Source organism: Halorarius litoreus (genome assembly GCF_024362405.1).
GTDB lineage: Archaea > Halobacteriota > Halobacteria > Halobacteriales > Haloarculaceae > Halorarius > Halorarius litoreus.
This window is the reverse complement of sequence record NZ_CP101454.1, coordinates 3,423,610-3,446,637: the sequence shown is the minus strand read 5'-3', so window position 1 is coordinate 3,446,637 and position 23,028 is coordinate 3,423,610. Positions and strand designations below refer to the sequence as shown.

Below are 23,028 nucleotides of genomic sequence, written 5' to 3'. Positions count from 1 at the left end.
ATGGCAGGAGAAACTGAAACAGACGTCAAGACCTGGGGCGACATCCTCAATCCGATGTCGATGTCGACCCGACACCAGCTCGGGCTCGTCGGCCTGCTGGTGCTGTTCGTGTTCCCGCTCTTCGCACCGCCAATCAACACGCTGCATCTCACGGGTGCGCTGTTCTTTGCGACGTTCGTGATGAGCTGGGACGTCGTCTCGGGCTACACCGGCGAGATCTCGTTCGGTCACGGCCTCTTCTTCGGGGTCGGCGGCTACTCGGCAGGGATGTTGAACCTGCATCTCGGCGTCAACCCCTGGCTCGCCGCACCACTCGGCGCGGTCGCCGCGGCCATCGCGGGCCTGCTCATCGGCTTCCCGTCGCTGCGGCTGAAGGGACCGTACTTCTCGCTGGTGACGCTCGTCACGCCCATCATCGTCATCTCCGTCTTCCGGTTCTTCCCGGACCTGACGGGTGGCGAACTCGGGCTCGTGAGCGTCGGTACCGTCGACAAGTTCCCGGGCATCGGCCCGATTCCGAGCCCGGGCTTCTCGCCCATCTCCGGCTTCTACCTCGCGCTGGGGGTGTTCTTGCTGGCGATGGTGGTGTTCCTCGCGGTGACGCGGTCGGACGCCGGCATCGTGTTCACCGCCATCCGCGAGGACGACGTCGCCGTGGCGGCGACCGGCAAGAACCCGGCGAAGTTCAAGCTGTTCGCGTTCCTGCTCTCGGGGCTCATCGGTGGCCTCGCGGGCGCGACGTACGGCTTCAGCGTCGTCGGCTCGTTCACGGTCTCTGAGCTGCTCGCGCTCGTAGTGAGCATCGAAGTCATCGTGGCCGCCATCCTCGGCGGCATGAGCACCATCACCGGCGCAGCCATCGGTGGGCTGTTCTTCTACCTCCTCCGTATCCAGCTGCGGAACCTGGAGGTGACCATCCCGGTGTTGAACGCGCCCATCGGGGAGTTCTACTTCCTCATCTTCGCCGTCATCACGCTCGGCTTCCTGTTCTACCTCCCGGAGGGCATCGTCCCCCGGCTGGTCCACGAGAGCCGGGCGCGATTCGGCACGAGCGACGGCGAACCCGTCGCCGATGGCGGAAAAGCCCCCGTCGAGCGCATCGTGGAGCGGTGGGTCGACGACCTGCGTGACCTCATCGGCCGCGGCCGGGAGGGGAAACCATGAGCTCCGGCACCGACGACGGCGGCGACGCCGAGGTCGTCCGCGACCAGTTCGACCCGGACGACGGTGTCCTCGTCGCCGACCACCTCACCAAGCGGTTCGGTGGGCTCATCGCCGTGGACGACCTCTCGTTCGCGGTCGAGGAGCAGGAGATTCTCGGCTTCATCGGCCCGAACGGCGCTGGGAAGTCCACGACGTTCAACTGCATCACCGGCCGCTACCCGCCCACGGAAGGCACCGTCTACTACCGTGGCGAGGACGTCACGGGGTCGACCGCCTACGACATGGTGAACAAGGGACTCGCCCGGACGTTCCAGGAGTTCCGACCGTTCCGTGACCGCACGGTGCTGGCGAACCTCCAGACCGCGCTCGTCCCGGACGAACTGTTCTCGACGTCGGGGCTGCTCGGAAAGACCCGGTCGCAGGCCATCGACCTCTGTGAACGGGTCGGGCTCGGTGACGACCTCTACCGGACGCCGGAAGAACTGCCCCACGCGGGGATGCTCCGGCTCGAAATCGGTCGCGCGATGGCGACCGACCCCGACCTGATGCTCGTCGACGAGCCGTTCGCCGGTCTCGCCGAGGGTGAGATCGGCCACCTCTCGGACCTGCTGAACGAGCTCCGCGACGAGGGGACGACGCTCGTCGTCGTCGACCACAACATGCGTGGGCTGCTCAACCTCATCGACCGGGCCATCGTCATCAACTTCGGCTCGAAGATCGCCGAAGGGACGCCCGAGGAGATCCGGAACGACCCCGTGGTGCAGGAAGCGTATCTCGGCGCGGACGACGAGTAGCGCCGATTACTCCCTTCTTCGCAGTGCCAGCAGGCCAGCGACGGCGAGCGCCAGCACTGCGAAACGGACACCGAACCCCGGCCCCTCCGCGAGCGTCGGGCTGGAAATCGTCACCGTGGCGGTCCCTGCGCCTCCTCGACGGTTCTGCGCCGTCGGCGCCGACTGTCCCGTACTCGTCGTTGTCGCCCCGGCCGTCGCCGTGGCGGGCTGCTCGTCCGGTTGGTTGTTGGACGGTTGGTGCTCGGTGGCTGTCTGTGACTGTTCGACGGCTGTGGCCGTCGCCCGTGGCGTAGCGGTCTCGTCCGGGGCGGCCGGTGTCGCCGTCGCGGTCGCCGCTGCTGTCGCGGTGGGTTCGGGCGTCGAGGCCTGCGAGCCACCCTGCTCGTTCGGCGGCGGGCCGAGTTTCTCGCGTGCCTCCTCGCGGCTCGAACACTCACAGACGTAGACGTACTGCGTCCCGGCGTAGATCTTGTAGTCGGTCGTCGTGTCGTGTTTCGTCGAGCCGTTGATGTGGCCGCTCAGCCGGTACCAGCCCGGTTCGGACGGGTTGTTCATGCAGTTGTTCTGCTTGGCGACGATCTGGTCGTCGACGAACGCCTTGATGGGCTCGCCAGCCAGCGCCGACTCCTTGTAGAACTCGATGTAGATGCCGTCCTCGGTCGAGGTGTAGGACTTGTAGGCGGTGATGAGGCTCACGTCGGTCTGGGTGCCGGGGTCGTCGTTCCCGCGGTCGATACCGAACGCGCTCGCGTCACCCGAGGTGCAGGAACTGAACCCGAAGTCGGCGGATTCGAGGACGACCCAGTGGCCGGTGATGTTCTCGGTGAGGCCGGAGGCGTACACCTCGTAGGCACCGTTGGTGTTGCCCGGCTCCCGAGTCACCGGGAGGTAGGTGTAGTTGATGGGGAACACCTGGTCCTCGTCGTCCTCGCGCCCGGGGTCGACGCCGCCGGTTCTCCCGTCGGCGACCTCATAGTCGTCCTGATTCGCGACGAGTGCGACCGACGGAGCGACGGCCGCGACGAACAGCCCGAGCGCGAGGACGACCACCACGACCGTGCGACTCGCGGTAGCGCTTGTCATACGCGGGGGAACGGAAACGTACCTTATCGGTTTAGCGCGCCAGAGTACTGGGTTTTTATAAGTGAGCGTGTGCCGCGACGGCTACGGTCGGCGACCCAGGAGGAGGGCCGCACCGATGAGCGCAAGCACGGCGAGCAGGGGGCCGAAGCCCGGCCCCTCCGCGAGCGTGGGCGTGGTTGCGACGGCCCGGTTCTCGGTGGCGGTCGTCTGGGCTGTCGGCGTCGAGTTGCCGTCGTCGACGGACTGGGTGGGTGTGGGGGTCGTCGCCGTCTGTGGGCGGGGCGTCGGGCTCACCCCGTCCTGTTTCGGACCGGCCGTGGCAGTGGTCGTCTGCTGGTCTGGTGTCGGGGTGGTCGTGGCAGTGGTCGTCTGCTGGTCTGGTGTCGAGGTGGTCGTGGCAGTCGCCGTCGCGGTGGCCTCGGGCGTCGAGGACTCGCTACCACTCTGCTCGTTCGGCGGCGGGCCGAGTTTCTCGCGGGCTTCCTCGCGGCTCGAACAGTCGCAGACGTAGGTGTACTGGCTGGTCGCGTAGATGGTGTAGTCGGTGGTCGTGTCGTTCTTCGTCGAGCCGTTGATGTAGCCGTTCACGCGGTACCAGCCCGGCTCTTCGGGGTTGTTGACGCAGTTGTTCTGTCGGGCGACGACCTGGTCGCTGGTGGTGGCGACGACCGGTTCGCCCGCGAGCGCCGACTCCTTGTAGAACCCGATGAAGAACCCACTGGGCTTCGACTCGTAGGTCTTGTACGCCGTCAGCAGTCCCTGGTTGGTCTTGGTGCCGGCTTCGTCGTTCCCGCGGTCGATGCCGAACGCGCTCGCGTCGCTCGCCTTGCAGGTGCCGACGTCGAACGCCCGTGTCTCGAGGACGACCCAGTGGACGGTCATGTCCTCGGTGAGTCCCGAGGCGTACACCTCGAACGCACCGTTGGTCACGCCGGGCGCGTGGTCGATGGGGTAGAACGTGATGTTGATGGGGAACTCCTGGCTCTCGTCGTCCTCCCGACCGGGGTCGACGCGACCCTGGCGGCCGTCGGCGACCTCGTAGTCCTGCTGTGTCGCGACGAGCGCGACCGACGGGCCGACGGCCGCGAGGAGCAGCGCGACCGTGAGGACGAGAACCGTAACTGTACGGCGGGAGAGAGATTCCGGCATGCCTGTATCGGCATTCAGGAGGTGTCACCCATCGGTCTACTGCAGTAGACTACCGGTGATTTATATGCGGGTCGAGGAGGGAATCGACGAACTGCAGGGGGTCGTTACTGCCGGCGGCGGAGCGCGACGAGTGCGGCACCCACGAGCGCCAGCACCGAGAGGAGCGCACCGAAGCCCGGCCCCTCCGCGAGCGTCGGGGTGGTGGGGACAGCCTGCTGCTCGGCGGTCGACGGCTGCTGCCCGCCGTCCGACTGAGAACCGGGTGCGGGCGTCCCGTCGCCCGTCGAACCGGCGGTTGCGGTCGCCTGCGCGGTCGCCGTCTGGTCGTCGGCCTTCCGGTTCGAGACCGTCGCCGTGGCGGTCTGCTGGCGCGCCGTCTGGGTGGCCTGGGCCGTCGCCGTCGCTGTGGCGGTCTGCGCCGCCGTCGCCGTCTGTTCGGGGGCGGCCGTCGCGGTCGGTTCGGGCGTCGAGGATTCGCTTCCACCCTGTTCGTTCGGCGGTGGACCGAGCTTCTCGCGCGCCTCCTTGCGGCTCGAACACTCACAGATGTAGATGTACTGGGTGCCGGCCTGGATGGTGTAGTCAGTGTTCGTGTCCATCTTCGTCGACCCGTTGATCATTCCACTCACGCGGTACCAACCGGCCTCTTTGGGATTGTTGTAGCAGTTCGACTGTTTGGCGACGATCTCGTCCTCCACGTTGATCCTGATGGGGTCGCCGGCCAGGGCGTCCTCCTTGTAGTAGGCAATCTGAATCTGGTTCGGCGTCGAGGTGTAGCTCCTGTAGGAGGTCAGCAGGCTCACGTCGGTTTTCGTGCCGGAGTCGTTGTTGCCGCGGTCGACGCCGAACGCGTTTGTGTCGCCAGCCTCACAGCTGCTGAAGTCGAACTCCTTCGAGGTGACGACGATCCAGTGGAGCCGGATGTCCTCGGTGAGGCCGAGCGCGTAGTGTTCGGCCGCCCCGTTCTGATTCCCCGGGGTCCGCGTCGCCGGGAAGAACGAGTAGTTCAGTGGGTACTGTTGCTGTTCGTTGTCTTCACGACCACCGTCCACGCTGCCGGTGTGCCCGTCAGCCACCCTGACGTCCTGCTGAGCGGCGACCGTGACCGCCGGGGCGACGGCCGCGAGCAGCAGCGCCAGCGCGAGGACGGCGACCGACACCGCACGCCGGTACGACGAATCGCGTTGCATACGAGACCACACGGAACCTCGACTCATCCGATTGGTGCGGCGGATACACGGCGATTTTATAGTGCCTCAACGAGCGCCCGGTCGCTCCCGACCGAACAGATGGTAAACGATGGTCGAGACATGGGGTGGGAAACTTTACAATCTATGCGACACAGGCACGGACGTACCATGAGCAACGACCCTGTCGTCCTCGACGTGGCGGACGGCGTCGCCACCCTCACGCTGAACCGGCCGGACAACTACAACGCGCTCACTTCGGAGATGTCGGCCGCCATCGTCGACACGGTCGACGAGCTGGAGGCGCGCGACGACGTGCGGTGTCTCGTCGTCACCGGGAGCGAAGGGACGTTCTGTGCCGGCGGCGACATCAACGCGATGATGGAGCGGATGTCCGGCGCCGTCGACCTCCACGAGGTCGTCGAACGCATCCAGCACGAGACCTCGCGGGCGGTCCGCCGACTCTACGAGTTCCATCTGCCGACGGTCGCGAAGATCGACGGCGTCGCCTACGGCGCGGGTGGCAACCTCGCTATCGCCTGCGACGTCCTGCTCGCGAGCGACTCGGCGGAGATCTCCTTCGGGTTCCGGCAGGTCGGGCTCGCCGTCGACACCGGCACCTCCTATCTCCTCCCGCGCATCGTCGGCGAGAACGTCGCGAAGGAGCTCGTGTTCACGGGCGAGCGCGTGGACGCCGACCGCGCGTCGGACCTCGGGCTGTTCAACCACGTGTACGACCAGGGCGAGTTCGACGAGGAGGCCGACGCCTTCGTCGACCAGCTCGCGACCGGCCCCTCCGTCGCGCTCCGAACCTCCAAGAACCTCATCAATCAGGGGTTCACCTCGACGCTCAAGCAAGCGCAGGACAACGAGGCGATGGGACAGGCGGCCGTCTTCGAGACCCACGACCACCAGGAGGGAGCCTCCGCGTTCATGGAGGGTCGTGCCCCCGAGTTCGACGGCGAGTAATAACCCGACAGAGGGACGGGCATCGACGGGCCGGTATAAGGAGCCGAGCATCGGGCGGGGAACGTTTATACCCGAACGGCGTTGTCACACGTTACCATGAGTCGACAACTGCGACTGGAGCGCGACAGCCGCTCGTTCCGGTACTACCGCAACGCAGTCGAGCGCCACTGGGACCCCGCCGACATCGACCTCTCGGACGACGTCGAGGGGCTGCTCGAACTCGACGACGACCAGTTCGACGGGTTCCGGGCGGCCATCGCGAAGTTCGGGGCCGGCGAGGAGGCGGTCACCGAGGACCTCGCGCCGCTCGCAGTGGTCCTCGACGTCCCGGAAGACGAGATGTTCATCACGACCCAGCTGTACGAGGAGGCGAAACACAACGAGTTCTTCGACCGCTACTGGCGGGAGGTCATCCACGAGGCGGAGGACCGTCGCGGGCTCGACCGCTCTTCCCCACACGACGAGGGCTGGTTCGACCCCGACTACAACGAGCTGTTCGCGCGGATGGAGACGGCGATGCACCGCCTCCTGACCGATGACACGCCCGAGACACGCGCGGAGGCGCTCTGCCACTATCACCTCACCATCGAGGGCATCCTCGCGCAGACGGCGTACTACGGCCTGCAGACGACGTACAGTGACCGGACGCCCGACGCCCCGAACCTCGACGGGCTCTGTGCTGGACTCGACCTCATCCGTCGTGACGAGGGGCGCCACGTCGGCTTCGGGATGTTGAAGCTGAAGGAACTCATCCGCGAGGAGAACGTCGACCCGCAGGTGCTCCACGACACCGTCGGCGAACTCCTCCCACTCGTCAACGGCATCACGACGGCTTCCTACACCGAGGACGACGACCAGGAGATCCACGGTCCCGGCCCGGACGACCTGACGGCGTACGCCGCCGGCAAGCACACCCAGCGGATGAAACAGATCACCAGCGCGACCGACGACATCCCCGACGTGGAGACGCTCACGCAGCTGGAGTCGGACTGAGGAAAATTCGGCCGATTTCTTAACGGCGTTCAGCTGACGCCGATGCTTATTTTACACCGTAACGCGCAGTACCCCCTATGTCATTCCGACTCACGGCGGAGCACGACGCCGTGCGGCAAGCGGTCAGGGAGTTCGGCGAGAAGGAGATGCGGCCCGTCGCCCGTGAGCACGACGAGAGCAAGGAGTATCCGGAGTCGCTCCGGCGGCAGGCCGCGGAACTCGACTTCGTCGCGCCGCACATCCCCGAGGAGTACGGCGGCGCGGGCATGGACCCGCTCTCGCGCATCATCGTCACCGAGGAGCTGTGGCGTGCGGACCCCGGCATCGGCTCGGCCATCGGGAGTGCTGGGTTCGGCTCCTCGATGATCCTGGAGTACGGCGACGAGTGGATGAAAGAGGAGTGGCTCCCGCGTATCGCCAGCGGGGATTCGGCCTCGTGTTCGTGCATCTCCGAACCAGCACACGGGTCGAACGTCGCGGGGATGGAGACCCGCGCGGAGAAGGACGGCGACGACTGGGTCATCAACGGCACCAAGATGTGGATCACGAACGGCACCATCGCCGACGTCGCGGTCGTGATGGCGAAGACCGACCCCGGCGCGGGCCACCGTGGCATCACCGCGTTCCTCGTGCCGACCGACACGGACGGGTTCTCGCCGACGAAGATCGACAACAAGCTGGGGATTCGTGCCTCGGACCTCGCGGAAATCACGCTCTCCGACGTACGCATCCCGGAAGCGAACGTCATCGGCGAGGAGAACAAGGGGTTCTACCAGTTGATGGACTTCTTCGCCTCGGGGCGCACCAGCGTCGCCGCCCAGGCAGTCGGCGCCGCACAGGGGGCGCTCGACGCCGCCGTCGACTACGCCAACGAGCGCGAGCAGTTCGACCAGAAGATCGGCGAGTTCCAGGCCATCCGCCACAAGCTCGCCGACATGGCGACGCAGGTCGAAGCCGGGCGCTCGCTCGTCTATCGCGCGGCGAGTCACGTCGCGGAGGACAAAGACGACGAGGCCGTCCGCCTGGCGTCGATGGCGAAGTACTTCTGCAGCGAGATGTCGGTCGACGTCGCCGACGAGGGGCTCCAGGTTCACGGTGGGGCGGGCTACGTCACCGACCACCCCGCAGAGCGGTTCTACCGCGACGCCCGCATCACGAAGATCTACGAGGGGACCTCGGAGATCCAGAAGAACATCATCGCGGACCGCCTGCTGTGACATGAACTACGAACAGTGGGCGGCCGACCAGGAGATCACGACGGTCTCGGTCGACGGCCACGAGGTCGAGATGGCCTATCGGGACAGCGCGGCGCTAGCCGCGGCACGGTCGAGCGGGGAACACAGTGACCCGCGAGACGAGGACAGTGGACCGCCCGTCGTCTTCCTCCACGGCATCCCGACGTGGGGGTTCCTCTGGCGGGGCGTCGCCCCACATCTCGAATCGGATTATCGGACCATCGTGCCGGACATGGTCGGCTACGGCAACTCCTCGATGGCGGAGGGGTTCGACCGCTCGATCCGGGCACAGGAGCAGGCCCTCGATGGCCTGCTCGACCACCTCGGCCTCGACTCGGTCCACCTCGTCGCCCACGACATCGGCGGCGGGGTGGCACTCCGGTTCGCCGCGCACAATCCCGACCGGGTGGCGTCGCTGGTCTGCTCGAACGTCGTCTGCTACGACTCGTGGCCCGTCGAGTTCATCACGGACCTCGGGCTCCCGAAGACGGCCGAGATGGCGGACGACGAACTCGAGGCCAAACTCGACTTCGCCTTCGCCGACGGTGCCTACGGCGAGGCCGACTCCGAGTTCGTCGCGGGGATGAAGTACCCGTGGCTTCGCGAGGGTGGCAAGCGTGCTCTCGCGAGAGCCGCGGTGTCGACAAACACGAACCACACGATCGAAATCGACTACGCGGCGATCGACTGCCCGCTGCTCTGCCTGTGGGCGGAGAACGACGCGATGCAGCCCATCGCGTACGGCGAGCGGCTGGCCGCCGAACTGGGCGGCGACCTCGACCCCCTCGACGAGGCGTTCCACTGGGTCGTCGAGGACCGTGCGGAGACGTACCGTGAACGACTAGCTGCGTTCCTGGCTGACAACGAACACAGACATACATGAGAGAGACGGACGACGCACCCGACTGGAAGTTCAAAGAACGAGACGTGCTGGTGCTGCGCGAGCTGTCGCGCGACCCCCAGCTGTCTTCGAGAGATCTGGCGCAACTACTGGACGAGAAGTACGACATTCAGGTGTCACACGTCACGGTGAGCGAGTCCATCCGTGGCATGCGCGAACAGGGGGTGTTCCGCGAGGCGGTCATCCCGAACGAGGAGTACTTCCGGTTCGCGATGTTCGAGTTCAAGTTCAACACCCAGAACTTCGCCGACGGCTGGCGGCCCGCGATGGAGTACATCCGTGACTCGCCAAACACGCTGTTCTACTTCCTCTCCGACGGGGAGTACCAGTGGAAGTCGGTGATGATGTTCCGCGATGCGACCGCGCAGTCGCGGTGGATTCACGACTGCTACAAGCGACACGGCGGCGTCATCGCGAACATCCGGAACAGCGTCGTCCACAACGTGATGAAGTTCCGAACGGACCCCGAGATACTGGCGACGCTCCACGAGGACGACGACTGATCAGGAGCTGGCGACCGCCCGGTCGAACAGCATCTCCAGGCCGAGCCACCAGACCACCCACCAGAACACGGTCACGAGCACGAGCGCTGTCGTCGACAGCACGCCGAGCGTCGAGAACACGCTGACGAAGAACGCGAACCCGAGATACAGCACTGCGATGGTGATGAACGTCCCCGCTAGCCCGCACGTGGCGTGCTCCACCGTCGGACGCTTCCAGATGTGGTGATTGATAGCGAGGGGCATACTACTGAGTACGTCAGCAACTATAATGAATATTTGTCGAATATACTGCTCGGTTGGGTACCGGCAGCGGTCACTCGGCCTGGGCGTCTGCGAGAACCGCCTCGGCCGCTGAACGGTCACGGACCAGCCGCCGGCCCTGTCGCTCACACGCGTCCAGCAGCCGGTCGATCGCGGGCAAGCTCGCTGGCCGGTAGTCGAGCAGTTCGGCACCGACGTTGACTCGCTTCGTGTCGGTCCGGACGAGTGGGAACTCCTCGGGGTGGTTGTTGTGGTGGTGGCCGTGGAGGACCCAGCCGTCCCACCACCCGGGTGTGTGTTCCGGGCGGTGAGTGCAGTAGAACCGACGGTCCTCGGTCTCGAGTACGCACGCCTGCACGACGGGGTAGTCGACCGACTCGGGGTCGAGGGCGGCGTCGTGGTTCCCACGGACGAGAACTGCCGACTCGGAGAGTCGGGAGAGCCACTCGCCGGTCAACGCGGGGTCACGCATCGCCATCGCGACGTCCCCCAGGTGGTAGAGCGTGTCACCAGGGTCGACGACTTCGTGGAACCGAGAGAGCATCGTGTCGTGCATCTGTCCCACGGACGTGAACGGCCGGTCGCAGTACTCGATGATGTTGTTGTGGTCGAAGTGGTGATCGGAGATCAGATAGCGCGTCATCGGGAACCCCGCCTGGACGTCGGGGAGGGGAGACAAGAGCGTTACCCGGCCGTGTCACGGTATGCCGCGATTACTCCAGCGCCGACGCGGCGCGGACGATGGTCTCCTCGCCGAACGCCGGGCCGACGAGCTGGAGGCCAACCGGCCCCTCGTCGGTTTCGCCGGCGGGCACGGAGATGGCCGGGAGGTTCGCGAGGTTCACGGGGACGGTGTTCGCGTCCGCGAGGTACATCTGCAGCGGGTCGTCGAGGCTCTCACCGAGTTTGAACGGCGGCGTGGGCATCGTCGGGGACGCGATAACGTCCACGGACTCGAACGCCTCGTCGAAGTCCTGTTTCACCCAGGCACGGGCGTCCTGTGCCTTCTTGTAGTACTTGTCGTGGTAGCCAGCCGAGAGCGCGTAGGTGCCGAGGAGGACGCGCCGCTTGACCTCCTCACCGAACCCTTCCTCGCGAGCGTTGGCGAACGACTCGTTCCAGTTGCCCTCGTAGCCGCCCGAAACCCCGTAGCGGACGCCGTCGAACCGCGCGAGGTTCGAGGACGCCTCCCCCATCGCGATGACGTAGTACGCCTGTACCGCGGTCTCGACGGACGGAAGCGACACCTCGTGGTACTCGGCGCCCTGTGCTTCGAGTTCGTCGAGCGCCGCGTCGAACGCGGCTTTGACACCCTCGTCGGCCCCCTCGACGAGTTCGGTGGGAACGCCGATGGAGAGGCCCTCGACGTCGCCGTCGGCGGCATTCGCGTAGTCGCTGTCGGCACCCTCCTCTCGGGTCGTCCCGTCGTTCGGGTCGGGACCCGCGATGACGTCCAGCAGTTCGGCGGCTTCCTCGACGCTGGGTGCGATGGGGCCGATCTGTTCGAGCGAGTTGGCGTACGCGACCAGACCGTAGCGGGAGACGAGCCCGTAGGTGGGCTTGATCCCCACGACGCCACAGAACGCGGCGGGACAGCGGACCGACCCGCCCGTGTCCGTCCCGAGCGCGAGGTCGGCCTCGCCGGCGGCGACGGCGGCTGCTGAGCCACCCGACGACCCTCCGGGAACCCGGTCGGTGTCGACGGGGTTGCGCGTGGGCCCGAACGCCGACGTCTCGGTCGTGGTGCCCATCCCGAACTCGTCCATGTTCGCCTTCCCGACGATAGTGGCGCCCGCTTCCTTGAGTCGAGTCACGACCGTGGCGTCGTACGGCGGGACGTAGTCCGCGAGCATGTTCGACCCACAGGTCGTCCGGACGCCCTCGGTGGAGATGTTGTCCTTGACCGCGACGGTGAGGCCCGAGAGCGGGCCGTCGTCGGTCGCCTGGATCTCCTCGCGAGTGATGAAGGCGTTGAGGTCGTCGTCCGTGCTCATGACACCTTCGGCCCCTTGAAGTAGCCGTCCTCGGATTCGGGCGCGTTCTGGAGCGCCTCCGCCTGTGTCAGCCCCTCGCGAACCTCGTCCGGACGGAACACGTTCGCGAGATCCGCCTCACGTTCGACTTCGGGTACCTCGTCGAGCGCGTCGAAGTACCCGAGGATGTCGTCGAACTGGGCGGCGAACCGCTCGATCTCGTCGTCGGCGAGGTGGACCCGCGCCAGCGACGCGACGTGTTCGACCTCCTCGTGGTCAACCATACCGGCGCAAGCCCCGCGCCGGCACTAAGGGTTTCGGATACGCGGCGGAATCCGGCGAAAGCGCCCGCAAGCGGCCCCAGATTTTAAGTCGGCTTGGACCCAACAAAAGAGTAGAGAGCGGTTCTGCTGCGGTACCCCGCGACCAGTACTATGTCAGACACAAACGTCAGACGCTTCCAGCGCGACCAGGATACGGAGTCCGAGACGCAGGAGGAGGAGAGCGACGAACTCGTCTGCCCCGAGTGTGGCGGCAAGCTCGCGACCGACACCGAACACGGCGAGACGGTGTGTTCGGAGTGTGGCCTCGTCATCGAGGAGGACAACATCGACCGCGGCCCCGAGTGGCGTGCGTTCGACGCCGCCGAGAAGGACGAGAAATCTCGTGTGGGCGCCCCGACGACGAACATGATGCACGACAAGGGGCTGTCGACCAACATCGGCTGGCAGGACAAGGACGCCTACGGCAACTCCCTGAGCTCGAAACAGCGCCAGAAGATGCAGCGCCTGCGAACCTGGAACGAGCGGTTCCGCACGCGCGACTCCAAGGAGCGGAACCTGAAGCAGGCGCTCGGGGAAATCGACCGGATGGCGTCGGCGCTCGGCCTCCCGGAGAACGTCCGTGAGACCGCGAGTGTCATCTACCGCCGCGCGCTCGACGAGAACCTCCTGCCTGGCCGCAGCATCGAAGGCGTCGCCACCGCGTCGCTGTACGCCGCGGCCCGGCAGGCCGGCACGCCCCGGTCGCTCGACGAAATCACGAGCGTCAGCCGCGTCGACAAGGACGAGATCGCCCGCACCTACCGCTACGTCGTCCGCGAGCTGAACCTCGAAATCCAGCCCGCCGACCCCGAGAGCTACGTGCCGCGGTTCGCCAGCGACCTCGACCTCTCCGACGAGGCCGAACGTCGCGCCCGACAGCTGCTGAAGAGCGCGAAGGAGAAGGGCATCCACTCCGGGAAGTCGCCCGTGGGGCTCGCTGCGGCTGCCGTCTACGCCGCCTCCCTCCTGACGAACGAGAAGGTCACCCAGAGCGAGGTGAGCGAGGTGGCGAACATCTCCGAGGTCACCATCCGCAACCGCTACCACGAGCTGCTGGAGGCAGACGACGGTATCGCGGCCTGATGGCGACCTACGACTACGTCTGTCCAGACTGCGGGAACACCGTCCAGCGGAACTACCGCGTCCCCTCTATCGTCCGCAACTGCGAGAACGACTGCGGGTTCGACCACTACGTCCGCGCGGACCTGCTCGCGAAGGTCGAGCAGGTCCCGGAGGACGCCCGGCCCGACAACTGGGCCGACCTCTCGGAGAGCCACAAGCTACTCGTGGCGATGCGCGAGGGCATCGTCGACCTCTCGGACGTGCAGTGAGGAGTGGAAACCCTGATACAGCGTCCCTGTGAGCCACCGGTATGGAGACGACTCGCCACTTCGTCGCGACGGTCTACCCCGTCTGTGACGGCGCAACGTTGCTACACGAACACGACCGCCTGGGCATGTGGCTCCCGCCGGGGGGACACATCGACCGCGACGAACTCCCGCACGAGGCCGCGCTCCGCGAGTGCCACGAGGAGACCGGGCTGGAGGTGGACCTCGTCGCCCCTCACGGAACCATCGAGAGTGACGCCGCCCGGTCTATTCCCGAGCCCCAGCACTTCCTGCTCGAAGACATCAACGTCCACGAGAGCGGCCAGGTCGGTCACCAGCACGTCGACTTCGTGTTCTACGGGCAAGCCGACACTCGCGAGGTCGACCCGGCCGGCGACGACGAGGCCCACCCGGAGGTCTGGGAGTGGTTCACCGCCGAGGAACTCGACGCGCGTGCCGGCGAACTGCCGACGGACGTCGTGGAGGTCGGGAAGCGAGCTATCGAGACGGTTTCAAAGTAACGAGTCGACGTACTTCGAGACATGGTCGCCCATCCGACGCTTGAAGCCGTTCTGTCGCGCGAGCCGGTCGAGTTCCCGGGAGACGTACGTGCCGTACTGGACGGCCTTCTTGTCACGCTCACTGACCGTCTCGGGCAGGAAGTCGGCCGCGCGGCGGAGCGCGACCTTTCGCTCGTCTCCGTCGACGAGCAGGGCGTCGGGGAGCTGTAACGCCGCGTCGACCACGTCGTCGTGCAGGAGGGGGGCGACCGGTTCGACGCCCGCCGCGCGGAGCGCCCGGAGGTCACGCTCCAGCTGGCCCGGGAGCGTCAGGACGGTGTCGCGGCGCGCTTCCCGCACCGACGCGGCGTCGACCCGGCGGTCGTCGTCGTAGTTCGCGACCTTCGCGTAGCCGCCGAACAGTTCGTCGGCGCCCTGTCCCACTGCGAGCCTATCGTACCCATCGGCGGCGACCCGCTCGGCGACGAGAAAGAGGGGCAGGGCGATGGCGACGTCCATCGCGTTCGAGCGGCCGATGGCGCGGGCGACCTCAGGGGTGGCGCGCCGGAGGTCGTCGTGGGTTATCTCGACCATCTCGACAGGTCGGTCCATCGCGTCGGCCGCTGACTCCGCGGCGGCGACGTCGTGACACCCCTCGAACCCCGCGACGTACAGCGGACCGTCGTGGCGACCCGCGACCGCGGCGGAGTCGACGCCCCCGGAGAACGCGACCGGCGTCTCGTCGTCGATGGCACCGTCGACAGCCGCCACGAGCGCCGACCGGACGGCCGCGACGGCTTCCGCGTGGTCATTGACTGGCGCGGGGTCTGGGAGCGTCCAGAGGCGCTCGTCCCCCTTCGAACCCCGGGCGTGGCCCGCTGGGACGAGCGACGGTGCGTCGAGCGCGTCTGGGTCGTGGCTCCACACCGTCGGGTCGTCGCGCTCGGTGTAGACGAGTTCGCGGCCGAGCACGTCGCGGACGACTCTGTCGTCGAGTTCGCCCGCGAAGCCGTAGCTCCCTGGCAAGGGGTCGTCGCGGTCGATGGCGTCGCGAACGAACTCGGGAGCAGCACCGCGCACGGTCAGAACGGGTACAGCAGCGCGCGTTTCACCCGGCGGAGGACGCCCCCGCCGAACTGGCGGAAGCTGATGCGCCACGGCGTCCGCTTGCCCATGACCGACGTGCGGCCGTCGCGGACAGCGTCGAGGATGGCGTCGACACTCGGCTCCTCGGCGTCGATCTCGGTGACGGCCTGCCCGACCATCTCCGCGATGTGGGCGTCGCTCCCGGCCGTCATCGGGCAGTTGTGGGCAGCGGCGAACCGCTCGGCTCGGCGGTTCGACCGGCCCGTCAGCAGCCGGGAGTTGTACACCTCGATGGCGTCGGCACCCGCGAGTTGCTTGCTCGTGATGTGGGCGGCGACGCCGTGGCGAGACTTCTGGAACGGGTGGGGGATGACCGCGATACCGCCCTGTGCGCGGATGCGGTCGAGGGTCTCGTCGAACGGTAACCCCGGCGGAACGAGTTCCTCGATACCGAGCGCGAGGACGTGGCCGGCCTCACTCGTCACCTCCATCCCGGGGATACCGATGAGACCGTAGTCCGGTGCGCGTTTCGCCGCGGTGATGGAGGCGTCGATCTCGTCGTGGTCAGTCACGGCGAGTGCGTCGAGCCCGACGGCTTTCGCCTGACCGAGCAACAGGTCGACGGGGTCACGCCCGTCGTAGGAGAGCGAGGAGTGGCAGTGGAGCTCGGCCTGCAGCACGAGTCGTGATAGCGGCGGGGGAGAGAAAAGGGCCCCGATTCGCTCATTCCGCCGCGTCGTCGTACCACGGCGGGCGACTGACGGTGGTCTGGCCGATATCCGTGTAGCGAACGCTCTGGAGGACAGCGACCGGTTCGCCGTCGACGAGCGTGTCGTACTGGACCGTCCACGTGGTGACGACGCCGTCCGTGACGAACGCGGCGACGGTGAGGTTTCGGGCGGTCGCGCCCGGCCCCAGCGGTCCGGGCCGCGTCTCGTTGGCGTAGCCGATGAGTTGTAGCGACTCGGGGGCCGCTTTCCACCCCGGTCGCCCGACGCGCCACTCCTCGGGCACCGCGAACACTGCGAACAGTCGCCCCTGGTACGGTGGGGGGTTGTAGAGTTCGCGCTGACGGACGTACTCGTCGCCCGACGCCTCCGCGTACGAGGTCTCGTTCGCGTCGCTGAACCGCGCCACGAACCGGTCGCCGTCGGAGTACAGGTCGAACCTCCCCGCCGGCTGGGTGACGGAGGCGTTCGGGGCCAACCGCACCGTCCGGGAGAGCGTGAACCGCTCCGTTCCGACCGCCGCGGTCCTGACGGTTCGGTACTGGAGGTCTCCCGCCGTATCGCGGACCGTCAGCACGTCGACGAACCGGAACGATCGGTTCGAGAGACCAGTCGTATGCGTCGCTGCGACCGCGAACGGGTCCTGCACCCCGTGGATGTCGATACCCGGCGAGAGTGTCGTTTCGCCTGTGCTTTCCGGTGTGTCGCGCGGCGTCGGTTCGACAACCGGGACTGGCGTGAGCGTCGGCGTCTCCCCTCCGGAGTCAGCGTCGAGGCCACCGACGCCACCGAGGCCACTACAGCCCGCGAGCACCACTACCGCGACGAGGAGGACGGAGCGCACACGGTCGTTACTGGCTCGACTGGCAAAAGTGCCCACCCACGTCACGCCGGCCAACGTCCTCCTCGCCTGCCACGCTCGCTGGCGTCCACGGCCACGACCAATCCACGAACGTGCACATGAAAAGCGATTTATCGCACCGAAGGTAGCAAACAGATGAATGACTCTGTCGCCGTCGGACCGCCAGCTCGTGGTCGCCGAGCTGGGTCGCGACCCGACCCCCGCGGAGGAGGCACTGTTCGAGAACCTCTGGAGCGAACACTGCGCGTACCGTTCCTCGCGCCCGCTGCTGTCGGCGTTCGACAGCGAGGGTGAGCAGGTCGTCATCGGCCCCGGTGACGACGCCGCCGTCGTCGCGCTCGACGAGAACACGTACATCACGATGGGTGTCGAGAGCCACAACCACCCGTCGTACGTCGACCCGTTCGACGGCGCCGCGACCGGGGTGGGCGGCATCGTCCGCGACACGCTGAGCATGGGCGCGTACCCCATCGCACTCGCCGACTCGCTCTACTTCGGCGAGTTCGACCGCGAGCACTCACAGTACCTCCTCGACGGCGTCGTCGAGGGCATCTCCCACTACGGCAACTGCATCGGCGTCCCGACCGTGACGGGGTCGGTCGCCTTCCACGAGGACTACGAGGGGAACCCGCTCGTCAACGTCGCCTGCATCGGTCTCCTCGACGCCGAGCGACTCGTCACCGCCGCGGTCCAGGAAGTCGGCAACGAGCTCGTCCTCCTCGGGAACGCGACGGGCCGGGACGGCCTCGGCGGCGCCTCCTTCGCCAGCGAGGACCTCGCGGAGGATGCCGAGACCGAGGACCGGCCCGCCGTGCAGGTCGGCGACCCCTACGCCGAGAAACTCCTCATCGAGGCGAACGAGGAACTCGTCGACGGCGACCTCGTCGAGTCGGCTCGCGACCTCGGGGCCGCCGGCCTCGGTGGAGCCTCCTCCGAGATGATCGCGAAGGGCGACCTCGGCGCGCACATCGAACTCGAGCGCGTCCACCAGCGCGAGCCGAACATGAACGCCCTCGAGATCCTCCTCGCCGAGTCGCAGGAGCGGATGTGCTACGAGGTGCGCCCGGAGAACGTCGAGCGGGTGAAGGCGATCGCCGAGAAGTACGACCTCGGCTGCTCGGTCATCGGCGAGGTGACCGAGTCGCGGTACGTCTGCACGTTCGAGGGCGAGACTGTGGTCGACGTCGAAGCCGAGTACCTCGCGGAGGGTGCGCCGATGAACGACCTCGATCACGAGGAGCCGTCCGCACAGACGCGCGACCTCCCCGACGTCGACCCCGTTGAGGCGTTCGAGACGCTGCTCGCACACCCCAACACCGCCTCCAAGCGGTGGGTCTACCGACAGTACGACCACGAGGTCGGCGTCCGCACCTCGCTTCGCCCCGGCGACGACGCGGCACTCCTCGCCATCCGTGAGACCGGCCAGGGGCTCGCCTTCTCCGCGGGCGCCGACCCCAACTGGACGACCGCCGCGCCGTACGACGGCGCTCGCGCGGTCGCGCTGGAGAACGTGACGAACCTCGCGGCCGTGGGCGCGACCCCCCTCGCCGCGGTCGACTGTCTCAACGGCGGCAACCCCGAAAAGCCAGCCGTCTACGGCGGCTTCCGGGGCATCGTCGACGGCCTCGCGGATATGTGTCGCGACCTCGACACGCCGGTCGTGGGCGGCAACGTCTCGCTCTACAACGACTCCGTGGCGGGGCCGGTCCCCCCGACGCCGACGCTCGCCGTCGCTGGCGTGAAGGACGGCTACGACGCACCCGGCTCCGGCGTCGAGGGCGACGCCACGCTCCTGCTCGTCGGCACGCCCTCGGGTGCGCTCGGCGGCTCGCAGTACCTCGCATCGTTCGGCGGGTCGGACGCGTTCCCGACGCTCCCCGACGAGCCAGGTGCGCTCGTCGAGGCCATCGCGGCGGTCGCCAACGACGACGCCACGAGCGCGGTCCACGACGTCTCGCACGGTGGGCTCGCCGTCACCCTCGCCGAGATGGTCACCGACGACGCTGGCGTCTCGGTCAGCCTCGACGGCGACGCCCTCACCGAAGAGTTGCTGTTCTCGGAGGCCGTCGGCCGGGCGGTCGTCGAGACGACGAATCCCGATGCGGTCCGGGAACTCGTCGGCGACACGGCGCCGGTCACGGAACTCGGGACGACCGACGACTCGGGGGTGCTCTCGGTGTCGGTCGATGGGACGACCATCGAGTACGCCGCTGCTGACATCGCCGCGGCCCGCGCGACCATCGAACGCGAACTCGACTGAGCGCCGACTTTTCTCCTCGCGTCGCGTATCTGGTTGGTATGACGTCCAGAGAGGCGATTCGGGCGACCGTCGAGCGACTCATCGACACCGTCGAAACCTGGGAGGGCGTGACCGTCGGCGACCACCGGTTCGGCGGGACGGAGTTCCGGGTCGGTCCCCGGGAGATCGGCCACGTCCACGAGTGGGGGATGCTGGACATCGCCTACTTCCGGCCGCTCCGCGACACGCTCGTCGAGGCTGGCGAGACGGGGATCCACCACCTACTCACGGAGTCCGGCTGGACCACCTACTACATCGAGTCGCCGGACGACTTCGCACACGCCGAGTGGCTCCTCCGGCTCTCGTACCTCTACCACGTCGCGGCCGTGAAGAAGACGCCGGCAGGCGCCGAAGAACTCGCGGCGGTCGACGTCGACGTCGAAATCGCGGAAATGGACCTTCCGGAGCCGATACTGGCCGCGTTCGAGCGACGGGCAACGGCGTAGCCCGACTCACTCGAGCCGGGGCTTCCCAGGGAGTCGACGCCTACGCGTTGATGTCGTCTTCGGCCGCCGCCTTCACCGCCTCGAACACCACGTCCTTGTTGCGTGTCGCTCCGCATCAGAACTCGACGACCTGTCCAGCGTCGGCTTCGACGGCTCGCTCGTAGAGCAGGCCTGCGGTCGCGGCGTCGAGCACCGCCGACCCGACGCTCGCCACGACGATTCGGTCGCTCGCGGACTCGCGACCGGCGCGGCCCTCGAACACCTCGGAGAGCGGGATCGGGTCGTCGACGTTCGCGGCGAGCAGGTCGCCGGTCTCGACGGCTTCCTCGGGAACGTCCGCGAACACTCGTGCGCCGTCGAACACCGCGGGGTCGAGTTCCTGCATATCGGGGGTGTAGACACCGACGGCGACGACGAGCACGCCGTCGGCGAGCGCGTCGCCCGGGAACACCTGGTCGCGAGCCGTCGTCGCCGTGACCACCACGTCGGCGTCCGTGACGGCCTCGCACCCGAGTCGGCCCGTGCATCGATACCGTCCTCGTGGAGGTTCGCTGCACACGCCTCGCGCGAGTCGCTGGGAGAGAAGATGCGGGCTTCGCTGACACCACGAGCCGCGTCGATGGCCCGGGTCTGCCAGCGCGCCTGCGTGCCGGCGCCGACGACACCGAGCGTCACGGGGCCCGAGCCCGCAGCGAGGTCGCGGGCCGCGAGTCTCCCGATACAGCCCGTCCGGGCGTTGGTCACGCGCTCACCAGCGACGAGTGCGAGCGGGTCGCCGTTTCGGGCGTCGGTGACGACGACCGCTGCCTGCACGGTCGGGTAGGTTCGCCTCGTGGACCGACACCAGTTTCGTGGCGTAGTGGTCGTCGTCGTGGAGGTACGCCGGCATCGTCAGGCCCGCCCCTGCGGGGTGCTGTCCATCTGTATCGGTGCCGACCGGAAAGTGCGGTCGCTCGGGGCGTTCGACGGCACCGCGACCCTGCCGGCAGAAGGCGTCCTCCACGACGGGCAGCAGGTCGTCGAGCGAGAGGAGGTCGGCGACGACGGTGTCGGGGAGGACGCGCATCGTGCGTGGTGCTACGCGAGGAGGAGCGGGACGCCGAAGACGACGGCCATCCCGACGAGCGCGACGACGAACCCGACGGCGACGTCGCGGCTCGTGTAATCGGACTGTGGGGCCGTCTCGCGCTCGGTGACGTACTCGCTCTCGTGTGCGTGTTCCTCGGCTTCGTCGTCTGCGTGGTCGTCCGCGGTCATACGCGCCACTACCGAGAGCGGGCACTTTGCCGTGTCGGTCTCGACGGGGGCGTCGCACCGCCGAGGTCGAAACCGTGAAACCTCGCCTTCGCCAATCGTCGCGTATCGAATGACGCTCACGAAGCGGATCATCCCCTGTATCGACGTCGACCTCGACGACGACGGGAACCCCGCGGTCTACACCGGGGTCAACTTCGAGGACCTGGAGTACACGGGCGACCCGGTGGAGATGGCCAAGAAGTACAACGAGGCGGGCGCCGACGAGTTCGTCTTCCTCGACATCACGGCGAGCGCGGACGGCCGCGCGACGATGCTCGATATGGTTGGCGAAGTCGCCGACGAGGTGTTCATCCCGCTCACCGTCGGGGGCGGCATCCGCACCCGCGACGACATCAAACAGACCCTCCGCGCGGGGGCGGACAAAGTCTCTATCAACTCCGGTGCCATCGCCCGGCCCGAACTCATCGACGAGGGGGCACGCGCGTTCGGCTCGCAGTGTATCGTCATCTCGGTCGACGCTCGCCGTCGCTTCGACGAGCAGGGCGAACATTACGTCGAGGTCGAGGGCGAGTCCTGCTGGTTCGAGTGTACGGTGAAGGGCGGCCGCGAGGGCACCGACCTCGACGTCATCGAGTGGGCGAACGAGGCCGAGAACCGGGGCGCGGGCGAACTGTTCGTCAACTCCATCGACGCCGACGGGACGAAGGACGGCTACGACATCCCGCTCACGAAGGCGGTCTGTGACGCCGTCTCGACGCCGGTCATCGCCTCCTCGGGCTGTGGCGGCCCGGAGGACATGTACGAGGTGTTCACCGAAGCCGGCGCCGACGCGGGGCTCGCGGCGTCCATCTTCCACTTCGACGAGTTCGGCATCGACGAAGTCAAGCGGTATCTCGATGAGCGTGGCGTGCCGGTTCGGCTATAGCGGGGCCAGAGGGAGACGCGTTAGAGCGTCAGGTCCTCCCAGGCCACCGACCCCTCGTCCACGATGTTCTCGGGTGTCATCTCCGGCGCGCCGAACACGGTGGCGACGTTAGGTGGAACCAGCGCGGAGTCGTACGGGTCCTCCGGGACTGGGCCGTTTCCGTCGGTCACCACGAGCCGAACGACCATGCCCAGGCCGTAGTGCGGGAGGCACATGACGTCGTAGATGCCCGCGGTCGAAAAGCGGTACAGCCACGAGTCGCCGTCCACCATCGGGGGCGACGTGAACCCGTTGGCCGTCGGCACGCGGTCGGGGAACTCGAGGAACGGCTCCTCGTTGAACTTCGAGTGGATCGACGTCGCCGTGTGTAAGCCGTTGTGGGTGTGGAAGTTCACGACGTCGCCAGCCCGCACGTGGAGCCCGACCGGATCGAAGAAGAACTCGGCAGGGACCTCGACCAATTCACCGTCCTCTCCCTCTTCGAGCGGGAAGTCAGCGTGGGTACCACCTTCTTCTTCATCCTCGTGGATGTGGAGCAGTACCTCGTGGTCCACGAGCCCCGACGGGACGGTCTCGCTGGCCTCGTACGGCGCGCCGTACACCATATCGATGCGCCGGTCGCGGTCAGAGTGCGCCGCCGCTGACCCGGCAAACGCCGAGGCAACAGCTCCGACCCCGAACACCTTCATCAGGACACGGCGACTCAGTCCGTGGTTCTTCAGTACCTCGAGTAGCTCGTCGTCTGTGAGCTCCAGTTCGTCGATTGCAGTGGTATTTGTCACGATTGTTCACCTCTGTGTCACCGACCTGCTGCGCCAATCGCAGGCGGGACGGGTCGAAGAAGAGATTCTCCCGGAACCAGTATAGTTACTATTTAATTATTATGATTCCCGCCGGGGCGGTTGCGGGTGCGCTCGTAGTTGGATGACGTTTCCCGGCAGAACGGTACACCTGATTGCCACGCACGAGCCCGGTCTGGGCACACAGTAATCTGCGGGAACGGTCCCGCTGCCGACAGGGAATCGAGTGAAAGTGAACGTAACTGGCCAGTACCTCATCTTC

General features: G+C 67.1%; 25 protein-coding genes and 1 pseudogene. 13 read left to right on the top strand and 13 right to left on the bottom strand.

The window, feature by feature from the left end; all coding sequences use genetic code 11:
- Window positions 1–1,164 (top strand): branched-chain amino acid ABC transporter permease, encoded by a 1,164-nt coding sequence (locus tag NL126_RS18245; protein WP_255196312.1) that lies wholly within the window; start codon window positions 1–3, stop codon window positions 1,162–1,164.
- Window positions 1,161–1,958 (top strand): ABC transporter ATP-binding protein, encoded by a 798-nt coding sequence (locus tag NL126_RS18240; protein ID WP_255196311.1) that lies wholly within the window; start codon window positions 1,161–1,163, stop codon window positions 1,956–1,958. The genes NL126_RS18245 and NL126_RS18240 overlap by 4 nt, the downstream gene beginning before the upstream one ends.
- Window positions 1,959–1,964: 6 nt before the next feature.
- Here the strand turns inward: NL126_RS18240 and NL126_RS18235 are convergent, their stop codons facing one another.
- From NL126_RS18235 to NL126_RS18225, 3 genes are all read right to left on the bottom strand, one after another.
- Window positions 1,965–3,041 (bottom strand): hypothetical protein, encoded by a 1,077-nt coding sequence (locus NL126_RS18235; protein WP_255196310.1) that lies wholly within the window; start codon window positions 3,039–3,041, stop codon window positions 1,965–1,967.
- Window positions 3,042–3,122: 81 nt separating this feature from the next.
- The gene (locus NL126_RS18230; protein ID WP_255196309.1) at window positions 3,123–4,190 is read right to left on the bottom strand and encodes a PGF-CTERM sorting domain-containing protein; all 1,068 of its coding nucleotides are present in this window, start codon (window positions 4,188–4,190) and stop codon (window positions 3,123–3,125) included.
- Window positions 4,191–4,294: 104 nt separating this feature from the next.
- The gene (locus NL126_RS18225; RefSeq protein WP_255196308.1) at window positions 4,295–5,380 is read right to left on the bottom strand and encodes a PGF-CTERM sorting domain-containing protein; all 1,086 of its coding nucleotides are present in this window, start codon (window positions 5,378–5,380) and stop codon (window positions 4,295–4,297) included.
- 168 nt (window positions 5,381–5,548) lie between these two features.
- Here NL126_RS18225 and NL126_RS18220 point away from each other — a divergent pair, with 168 nt between their 5' ends.
- From NL126_RS18220 to NL126_RS18200, 5 genes are all read left to right on the top strand, one after another.
- Window positions 5,549–6,346, top strand: a complete 798-nt coding sequence (locus NL126_RS18220) for an enoyl-CoA hydratase/isomerase family protein (RefSeq protein WP_255196307.1) — start codon at window positions 5,549–5,551, stop codon at window positions 6,344–6,346.
- 96 nt (window positions 6,347–6,442) lie between these two features.
- On the top strand, window positions 6,443–7,339 hold the full coding sequence (locus NL126_RS18215) for a ribonucleotide-diphosphate reductase subunit beta (protein ID WP_255196306.1): 897 nt from the start codon (window positions 6,443–6,445) through the stop codon (window positions 7,337–7,339).
- Between the two features lie 77 nt (window positions 7,340–7,416).
- A complete protein-coding gene (locus tag NL126_RS18210; RefSeq protein ID WP_255196305.1) occupies window positions 7,417–8,556 on the top strand; it encodes an acyl-CoA dehydrogenase family protein in 1,140 nt (379 codons plus the stop codon).
- Window position 8,557: 1 nt separating this feature from the next.
- Window positions 8,558–9,457 (top strand): alpha/beta fold hydrolase, encoded by a 900-nt coding sequence (locus NL126_RS18205; RefSeq protein ID WP_255196304.1) that lies wholly within the window; start codon window positions 8,558–8,560, stop codon window positions 9,455–9,457.
- Window positions 9,454–9,978, top strand: coding sequence for a MarR family transcriptional regulator (locus NL126_RS18200; RefSeq protein ID WP_255196303.1), 525 nt, complete (start codon window positions 9,454–9,456; stop codon window positions 9,976–9,978). The genes NL126_RS18205 and NL126_RS18200 overlap by 4 nt, the downstream gene beginning before the upstream one ends.
- Here the strand turns inward: NL126_RS18200 and NL126_RS18195 are convergent, their stop codons facing one another.
- From NL126_RS18195 to gatC, 4 genes are all read right to left on the bottom strand, one after another.
- On the bottom strand, window positions 9,979–10,221 hold the full coding sequence (locus NL126_RS18195; protein ID WP_255196302.1) for a hypothetical protein: 243 nt from the start codon (window positions 10,219–10,221) through the stop codon (window positions 9,979–9,981). It abuts the gene before it with no gap.
- Between the two features lie 70 nt (window positions 10,222–10,291).
- Complete coding sequence (locus tag NL126_RS18190; protein ID WP_255196301.1) at window positions 10,292–10,882, bottom strand: metallophosphoesterase; 591 nt, start codon at window positions 10,880–10,882, stop codon at window positions 10,292–10,294.
- A 70-nt stretch (window positions 10,883–10,952) separates the two neighbouring features.
- Complete coding sequence (gene gatA / locus NL126_RS18185; protein WP_255196300.1) at window positions 10,953–12,233, bottom strand: Asp-tRNA(Asn)/Glu-tRNA(Gln) amidotransferase subunit GatA; 1,281 nt, start codon at window positions 12,231–12,233, stop codon at window positions 10,953–10,955.
- The gene (gene gatC, locus NL126_RS18180; protein ID WP_255196299.1) at window positions 12,230–12,496 is read right to left on the bottom strand and encodes an Asp-tRNA(Asn)/Glu-tRNA(Gln) amidotransferase subunit GatC; all 267 of its coding nucleotides are present in this window, start codon (window positions 12,494–12,496) and stop codon (window positions 12,230–12,232) included. The genes gatA and gatC overlap by 4 nt, the downstream gene beginning before the upstream one ends.
- A 150-nt stretch (window positions 12,497–12,646) precedes the next feature.
- Here gatC and NL126_RS18175 point away from each other — a divergent pair, with 150 nt between their 5' ends.
- Genes NL126_RS18175 through NL126_RS18165 form a run of 3 tightly spaced genes read left to right on the top strand, consistent with a single transcriptional unit; the run spans window position 12,647 to window position 14,384 of the window.
- On the top strand, window positions 12,647–13,618 hold the full coding sequence (locus tag NL126_RS18175) for a transcription initiation factor IIB (RefSeq protein WP_255196298.1): 972 nt from the start codon (window positions 12,647–12,649) through the stop codon (window positions 13,616–13,618).
- Window positions 13,618–13,866 (top strand): FmdB family zinc ribbon protein, encoded by a 249-nt coding sequence (locus NL126_RS18170; RefSeq protein ID WP_255196297.1) that lies wholly within the window; start codon window positions 13,618–13,620, stop codon window positions 13,864–13,866. The genes NL126_RS18175 and NL126_RS18170 overlap by 1 nt, the downstream gene beginning before the upstream one ends.
- Before the next feature lie 41 nt (window positions 13,867–13,907).
- A complete protein-coding gene (locus NL126_RS18165) occupies window positions 13,908–14,384 on the top strand; it encodes an NUDIX hydrolase (RefSeq protein WP_255196296.1) in 477 nt (158 codons plus the stop codon).
- On the opposite strand, the gene NL126_RS18160 is transcribed toward NL126_RS18165, so the two are convergent.
- From NL126_RS18160 to NL126_RS18150, 3 genes are read right to left on the bottom strand one after another with little or no spacing between them, the layout of a single operon-like run.
- Window positions 14,376–15,443 carry an asparagine synthase C-terminal domain-containing protein gene (locus NL126_RS18160; RefSeq protein WP_255196295.1) on the bottom strand — a complete coding sequence of 356 codons (1,068 nt, stop codon included), beginning with the start codon at window positions 15,441–15,443 and terminating at the stop codon, window positions 14,376–14,378. The two genes, NL126_RS18165 and NL126_RS18160, sit on opposite strands and share 9 nt — an antisense overlap.
- Before the next feature lie 2 nt (window positions 15,444–15,445).
- On the bottom strand, window positions 15,446–16,129 hold the full coding sequence (locus tag NL126_RS18155) for a PHP domain-containing protein (protein WP_255196294.1): 684 nt from the start codon (window positions 16,127–16,129) through the stop codon (window positions 15,446–15,448).
- 43 nt (window positions 16,130–16,172) lie between these two features.
- Window positions 16,173–17,021 (bottom strand): hypothetical protein, encoded by an 849-nt coding sequence (locus NL126_RS18150; RefSeq protein ID WP_255196293.1) that lies wholly within the window; start codon window positions 17,019–17,021, stop codon window positions 16,173–16,175.
- Window positions 17,022–17,178: 157 nt separating this feature from the next.
- On the opposite strand from NL126_RS18150, the gene purL reads away from it, so the two are divergent.
- Window positions 17,179–19,299: a phosphoribosylformylglycinamidine synthase subunit PurL gene (gene purL, locus NL126_RS18145; RefSeq protein ID WP_255196292.1), complete on the top strand. Its 2,121-nt coding sequence runs from the start codon at window positions 17,179–17,181 to the stop codon at window positions 19,297–19,299.
- Window positions 19,300–19,337: 38 nt separating this feature from the next.
- Entirely contained in the window at window positions 19,338–19,784 is a 447-nt protein-coding gene (locus NL126_RS18140; RefSeq protein WP_255196290.1) for a luciferase domain-containing protein, read from the top strand.
- Between the two features lie 115 nt (window positions 19,785–19,899).
- On the opposite strand, the pseudogene NL126_RS22090 reads toward NL126_RS18140, so the two are convergent.
- A pseudogene (locus NL126_RS22090) lies at window positions 19,900–20,850 on the bottom strand (ornithine cyclodeaminase family protein).
- An 11-nt stretch (window positions 20,851–20,861) separates the two neighbouring features.
- Entirely contained in the window at window positions 20,862–21,041 is a 180-nt protein-coding gene (locus NL126_RS18120) for a DUF7550 family protein (protein WP_255196287.1), read from the bottom strand.
- Between the two features lie 109 nt (window positions 21,042–21,150).
- Here NL126_RS18120 and hisF point away from each other — a divergent pair, with 109 nt between their 5' ends.
- Window positions 21,151–21,966: an imidazole glycerol phosphate synthase subunit HisF gene (hisF, locus tag NL126_RS18115; protein WP_255196286.1), complete on the top strand. Its 816-nt coding sequence runs from the start codon at window positions 21,151–21,153 to the stop codon at window positions 21,964–21,966.
- A gap of 20 nt (window positions 21,967–21,986) precedes the next feature.
- On the opposite strand, the gene NL126_RS18110 is transcribed toward hisF, so the two are convergent.
- Window positions 21,987–22,748, bottom strand: coding sequence for a cupredoxin domain-containing protein (locus NL126_RS18110; RefSeq protein ID WP_255196285.1), 762 nt, complete (start codon window positions 22,746–22,748; stop codon window positions 21,987–21,989).
- Window positions 22,749–23,028: the final 280 nt, after the last annotated feature.